This window comes from Noviherbaspirillum sp. (assembly GCF_036846085.1).
Lineage (GTDB): Bacteria > Pseudomonadota > Gammaproteobacteria > Burkholderiales > Burkholderiaceae_D > Noviherbaspirillum.
Genome location: NZ_DAIUCO010000284.1, coordinates 1 through 6,499, shown reverse-complemented (window position 1 = coordinate 6,499; position 6,499 = coordinate 1). Strand labels below are relative to the sequence as shown.

4 protein-coding genes are annotated in these 6,499 nt (G+C 64.1%); all 4 read right to left on the bottom strand.

The features are described 5' to 3' along the window. Nucleotides 1-3,095 (bottom strand): type VI secretion system membrane subunit TssM (gene tssM / locus V7080_RS22515; RefSeq protein WP_334190617.1); only part of this gene is annotated, 3,095 nt, incomplete at its 3' end. Nucleotides 3,096-3,153: 58 nt separating this feature from the next. Then, a complete protein-coding gene (locus V7080_RS22510) occupies nucleotides 3,154-4,506 on the bottom strand; it encodes a DotU family type VI secretion system protein (protein WP_334190616.1) in 1,353 nt (450 codons plus the stop codon). A 5-nt stretch (nucleotides 4,507-4,511) separates the two neighbouring features. Next, the gene (gene tssK, locus V7080_RS22505; protein WP_334190615.1) at nucleotides 4,512-5,843 is read right to left on the bottom strand and encodes a type VI secretion system baseplate subunit TssK; all 1,332 of its coding nucleotides are present in this window, start codon (nucleotides 5,841-5,843) and stop codon (nucleotides 4,512-4,514) included. Between the two features lie 66 nt (nucleotides 5,844-5,909). Further along, nucleotides 5,910-6,499, bottom strand: a 590-nt coding sequence (gene tagH / locus V7080_RS22500) for a type VI secretion system-associated FHA domain protein TagH (protein WP_334190614.1), incomplete at its 5' end; no start/stop codon positions are given.

Sequence of the window (6,499 nt, the reverse complement as noted above, 5' to 3'; positions counted from 1 at the left end):
TCCTGTGGCAGGTCAAGCGACACCGCCCCCACCGACCGCCAGCGCCATTGGCCGCCTGTCATGTCGACGTAAGGAAGCAGGTTCTTCTGGAAAAAGTCGTCGATCAGTCCGCCGGGAGCAAAGAATTTGCCGAAGTCGTCCGGCGTGGTTTCCTCCGTCGCCTTGCGCACCACCGGGTAACGGCCCGCGATGGCTTGCTTGCAGAATGGCGCGACATTTGCCGACCACAAGGCATTCAGACGAGCACGCTCGGTACCGAGCGTGAGAGCCGATCCATTGCTGTCGACGTTCTGCAATAACGCGCCGACCATTGGCGGCTTGCCGCTTCCCTCACGCTTGAGCTTCGCCAGCGCATCCGCCGGCGGTGGCGGCGTGCCGGACCGGCGGGCGCTTTCGGCGGCATCGAAATAGGCAGACACTTCCATCATCGATGCCAGCAACGGGTCGAGCGGCATCGCCATGTTGGGTCCGGCGCTGGCGACCAGCTTGTGCAGCTCGCTGAAATGCAGGTCGACCGGATTGTTTGACTTGACCACGGGTGCCGGACCATCAAGGTCGGTCGCCAGCGCTGCTTCGAGTTTCTTCTTGTAGGCGTCGAGCTTGCCCTTGACGGCATTGGTGACGGTGTCCGTCGCCGACTTCGGCTTGGGCGCATCCAGCATGGTTTCCTTGGCCGCCGCTTTCAGCAGGTTGCGCAGCGGCGAATCCGGTCCTCCGAGGATGGCCATCACGCGTGCGCCCTGGTCCAGGCTGGTGAATGGAACGATGCCGACATCCGCCAGCAGGTCGTCCCACTGCTTGATGTATTCGACGAAATACAGTTGCCGGACCGATTCCTTCAGCTGGGCGCTGCGTTCCGCGTCGGCCACCGATTCCTGCTTGGCCAGCACCCAGCTGTCCTTCGCCATGTCGGCAATGGCCTGGTCGCTTCGTTCGATGAACTGATCGTAGCCCGCCAGGGTGTATATGCCGGGTACGCCACGCGTAAGCGGCTGGCCGCTGCGGCGCACGAAGACCTGCAGCACATCCCGGCCGCCGGCGCTGCTGATGTTGAATTCAGGCAGGTTCGACCGCGCCATGTCGCGCTTCACCCTGTCGTGGATCCACTGTGCCAGGGGCATGCGCGCCAGGATGAGACGCGTATCGGCGACCAGGGTGGCATCCAGCGGCACGGCGGTATCGAGCTCGTCGCCTTCGAGCAGAGCCGCGACATGGCCGGACAGCGCGAGCCGCTGGGTTTCGTTGGCCTCAGGCAGATTGCGCTGCCAGTCGTAGTCGATCCATGCCCTGACCGATCTGGCATCGAAGTGCTTGCGGTCGCCGAGCATCAGGTACACGCGCAGCAACTCATACAGATACTCAGGACTGTTGGCGCTGCCGCGCCGCAACTGGTCTTCCATGCGTTCGACGATCTTCGGCAGGAGCGTATCCCGCAACAGGTTCCGATAGGCGGCTTGCGCGCCGGCGCCCAGCTTGTCGCCCTGGTACAGGCCGAGCGTCATGAGCAAAGGCGCGGTGTTGTCGCGGTCGGCATAGCCGCCGGGAAGGTCGCGGGCGGCATCCAGCACCTTGAGTGTGGTGACGGGATTGCCCTTCGCCGGGACGGCATGGGCCAATTTCTGGATTTCTTCGACACGCGAGGCCACATCCGCGACGTAACCCCGGTTGCGCAGATAACTGGTCGCCAGTCCGGCGGACGTGGCCAACAGCAACGAGGCAACCGCGCCGATCGCGCCCCACTGCAGCCACTTCCGCTTGCGTTCGAAGCGCAGGTCCGCGCCGGCAAGCTCCGCTTCCTGGAAGATCACTTCCCGCAGCAGGCGGGTGATGAAGTAGCTGCGTCCGCTTGCCTCGTTCGGCGCCAGCACCTGCCGGTCCAGTCCGAATGCGGCGGCCAGCGAGCCCATGACGCGGTCGATCGGGCTTCCTTCCTGGGTGCCGCTGGTGAAGTAGACCCCGCGCAACATCGCTTTTTCTTCGTAGCGGGTGGACTGGAACACATCGCCGAGGAAGGTCCCGAGGACGTCGCCGATGGCCGCGAATTGCTGCGGGAAACCGTAGATCAGTGCGCGGCGCTGCAAATCGCGTTCATTCTGCATGCGCGCCAGCACGCGTGCCTGCAATTGCGATTCGAGTGCCTGGAATTCCGCCGGGAACGCGGCCAGTGCGCTGTCGACCTGGTCGGCTTCCGCCAGCGGGTAGGTAATGCCCCAGACCTGCGCCCGCTCTTCCCGTCCGAGGTTGTCGAAAAACTCAACAAAGCCGGCCAGCAGGTCGCACTTGGTGACCATGATGTAAATCGGAAAACGGATGCCGAGCCGTTCGTGCAGTTCCTTGATCCGTTCGCGGATTGCCAGCGCCTGGGCACGGCGCGCGCTGTCGGTTTGCTGCAGCAGGTCGGCCACGCTGAGCGCGACGATCACGCCGTTGATCGGACGGCGGCGACGATGCTTCTTCAGAAGCTGGAGGAATCCTTCCCAGGCAGCCTTGTCGACTTCGGCGAAGCTGTCCTGGGTGGTGTAGCGGCCGGCGGTATCGAGCAGCACCGCTTCGTCGGTGAACCACCAGTCGCAGTTGCGGGTGCCGCCGACGCCGGTAATGGCGTTCTTGCCGAGAGCTTCCGACAGGGGGAACTTCAGCCCGGACTGCGTCAAGGTGGTGGTCTTGCCGGAGCCCGGCGCACCGACGAACATATACCAGGGCAACTGATACATGTACTGGCCGCGGACCTTGCCGCCCAGTCGTGCCTTGCGCAGCATTTGCATCGCTTCCTGCATCCGCTTGCCCAGCGCCGCGACTTCCGCCGCCGATTCATTCGCCCCCGGGCGCGGCGCTGTTTTCTCCCCTTCGCCGGCGATGCCTTTCATCAGCTTCAGGTTGGCCAGCTTGGCGGCGATGAACTTCCAGATGAAATAGGCGATCCATAGTGCGAACAGGATGGCGATCACCGCCCAGCGCGACCCTTCCGAGGCAAACGGCTCGACGCCGTCGAAGGCGAGCAAGGGCGCCTCGAACCAGACGATCAGGGAGAGCAGGACGACACCCAGCAGGGACAGCACCCAGGGTTTGATAATCCAGGAAAAAAGTCGCTTCATGGCGGTCCAGATAAACGGCGATTGGGAGTCAAGGTCGGTCCAGGCATCGGCGGCGCGCTCACAGCGCCGCGGCCGGCGTGAGCAGGATGATATCGACCCGGCGGTTTCGCGCCCGGTTGGCGGGCGTGTCATTCGGCACCAGCGGCTCGGTTTCGCCGCGCCCGACAACGCTGTAGCGGTCGGGCGGCCCTGCCCGCTCGGCCAGCAACTTCAATACCGATCCGGCGCGCGCCTTCGACAGTTCCCAATTCGACGGATACCGGGCTGAAAAACCGCGCACGTTGTCGGTATGCCCCACCACGACCACCTTGCCGGGAACAGCCTTGAGCGCATCGCCGATGCGCTGCATGAGCGGCTCGAATTCACGCGCGACTTCGGCGCTGCCCGACGGGAAAACGCCGTCGCCGCGCAGCGTGACTGTTGATTTCCCGGCAGTTTCGTTCACCGTGACCAGTCCGCGTTCGATGTCTTCGGCAAGGAATTTCGCCAGCCTGAGCGGCGCCACCACTTCCACCGTCGGCGCCGGCGGCTCCAGGCGTTCGACCTTGATCTGGTGAAGCGACGCGAACACCGGATCGGATTCGTTGTTGAGCAGGTAACTGAGGACAAGGTGAAGGATCACCAGGAATACGCCCGCCACCGACGCCAGCACCCAGACCGGCACCACGCCGAGCAGCCCGCCCCGCTTCTCCGTCGATCCGCGCCAGCGCAGCGAGAGATCGTGTTCATAGTGGCCGCGCTGGTTCTCGATCATGTGGTGCAGGCGGTCGCGCAGCGTCTCGAGCTGGTCGCGCCCACCTTCCAGAACACGATAACGCCCTTCCAGTCCAAGCGCGAGGCAGAGGTACATCAGTTCCAGCAGGTGCAGGTGGGCGCGCGGGTCCTGGCTCAGGCGATGCAGGATCATGAAGACTTTTTCGCCGCCCCATGCCTCATTGTGAAAGGCCACCAGCAGGCTGCGGCTTGCCCATACGCCGTTGCCTCCCCAAGGGGTACTCGAGATCGTTTCGTCGAGGAAGGTGCACAGCGCGTACCTTGCCGCGGCGATGGATTCGGAATCGATGCGCCGGGCGCGCAGCTCGCTTTCAAAATTCTTGATCGCATGCACCAGTTGCGCCCGCAATCCTTCGACATCCGGGTGCGACACCATGTGCCGCAAAGGCACCACGAGGTCGAGCAAGGGATTGGCCGCGCGAACGATGGGATTGAGGCCGCTGCCGTGCAGTTCGATCGATGTTCGCGCCTCGCCCGCCGGATAGGTGGCTGCCACTGCTCCCGCCGCGGCTGCGTACACGGCAGCCGGCGCGGCCTGGCCCGCAGCCGGGGATGGAGGCCGCCTGCCGCCCGGTGTCGGCACCAGCATCGTGCGGTCGGCGTCGAGCGCCGGGTCGAGGGGATCGTTTGCGCTCACGGTGGTTACCTTCTAATCGCCCAGAATTCCATCTGCAGGCCGGGAAAATCACCCGCCACATGCATCGCAAAACCCGCCGAGGTGGGCAGCGTTTTCCACAGGTCGCTGCCGCGATCGAGCTCGAAGTAGGTGAATCCGGCGTGATACGGCAGCTGGCGCGGCGCGACCGGCAATGGTCGAAGGCCGATGCCCGGCAACTGCAGGTTCACCAGGTCGCGAATCTTCTCGACCGTGCCGATCTTGACCTTCGGCGGGAAGCCGCTGCGCACCGCTTCGGCCGGCATCTGCGCATTCACCGCCAGCACGAACACTGCCGACTTCACCAGCTCCGCATCCGGCATTACCGCCACGCGGATGCCGAACTGGCGTTCTTCCAGCGGGATCGGGATGGCATGCGCATCCATCACGATGGACAGGGATTTGCGCAGGTCGTCCATCAGTGGCGCGAAGCTTTCGCGCAGGCGGTCGTGACGGTAAGTCGGGTACTGGATCGCCCGTTTGTTCGGTTTGCTGAAGGTCGCCATCTCGCCGGCCAGTTGCGCCATCGCACGGTACAGCTCTTCCGGATGCAGGCCGGTCATGCCGGCGAGATGCGCGAACATCGGCTCGCTGCGGTTGATCAATTGCAGCAGCAGGAAATCCGCGATTTCGGCCGCGCCACCGGCGCCGGGCTGGCAGAGCCGGTCCGACAGTGCCGCGCCGCGCTGGTGCAGCAGTCCGACCAGTTCATCGGCGAATGCGCCCAGGCGCGGCGCGACGCGGTAGTCGAGGCAAGGCGGGCAATATTCCGGATCGAGCATGATCCGGTTGTCGGCGCGCCGTTCGATGATGCGGGCGACGCCGATCGAGGTATAGGCATTGACCACCTCCGATTCCAGCGCCAGTCGCAGGCGGAGCTTGCCGACCTGCATCAGCGCGCTGTTGTCTTCGCCATTGCTGTCCCAGGCTTCGTATTCCGCCTTGCGGTAGCGGGCGAAATCATCGGAGGAGGATTCGTTGCTGACCTCGGCGATGCCCGGACGCCGCGTCGGCAATGCCAGCACGACCAGCGCATTGCGTGCATCTTCGGGGATATCGAGCGGGAGCGGCAGGTCGTCGTCCGCAGGCAGTTGCAGGGGCGTGCCGTCCGGCAGCACGCCGGAGCAGGACAGCAGCGACAATTTGCCGAGGGCGAGCTGCTGCTCATCGATCTTGAGCGAGGAGAATCCCCAGGAGTACGGCCGGAGGGCGCCGACGCGCGACTCCAGCATGCTCTGGAGATACCGGTCGTGCTGTTGAAGGTGCTGGGGCTGCAACAGCATGCCCTCGGACCAGACTACCTTGCTATTCCACGACATTGTGCCTCGCCATCGTCATAAAAATGTTCATCCGTTGTCAGGTACGGGCCGGCCGTTGGCAGACGCCTATTTGCCGGTTCGCCGCAGCCTGTTGATTTGTTCTTCGTAAGCGGCCGAGAAGGTATCGCCGAACAACCGCTGGAAATCGTCGTCCGCTTCGCGTGAAATCTCTTCATACAATTCGACGACGTGGTCCCACATCTTCGCCTTGCGGTTCGTCGCCAGCATCATGTCCATGACACTCGCCGCCTTCAGCTTCTCCTCGATCATCGCCGGGTCGAACCGCTGGAGCACGCCGGCCAGCGCGGCACGCATGCCGGCAATGACCGCGAGTTCGTGCGCCTTCAGGTCGTCGAAGGCGCTGCCGATCGATTTCACCGGTGGCATGTAGCCGCTCAGCTCATTGGTCAGCATCTGTTTCAGCGCGCTTTGCGCATCCGGGAAAAACTTGAGCGGATTGTTGGCCTGCGAGGCGATCATCGTCATTTCGATGCGGCTTTCCCGCTTGGTCATCGAACGCGCAACCAGGACCGCCATCGTGCCGGCGACCGCTTCGCGCAACATCGCGCCGACGGTTTCCGCCACTTCCGTCGCAGGCCGGTTCATTGGCACGTTGGACAGCCCCATTCCCTTCAGGAGCGCCTGCAGGACGGCGC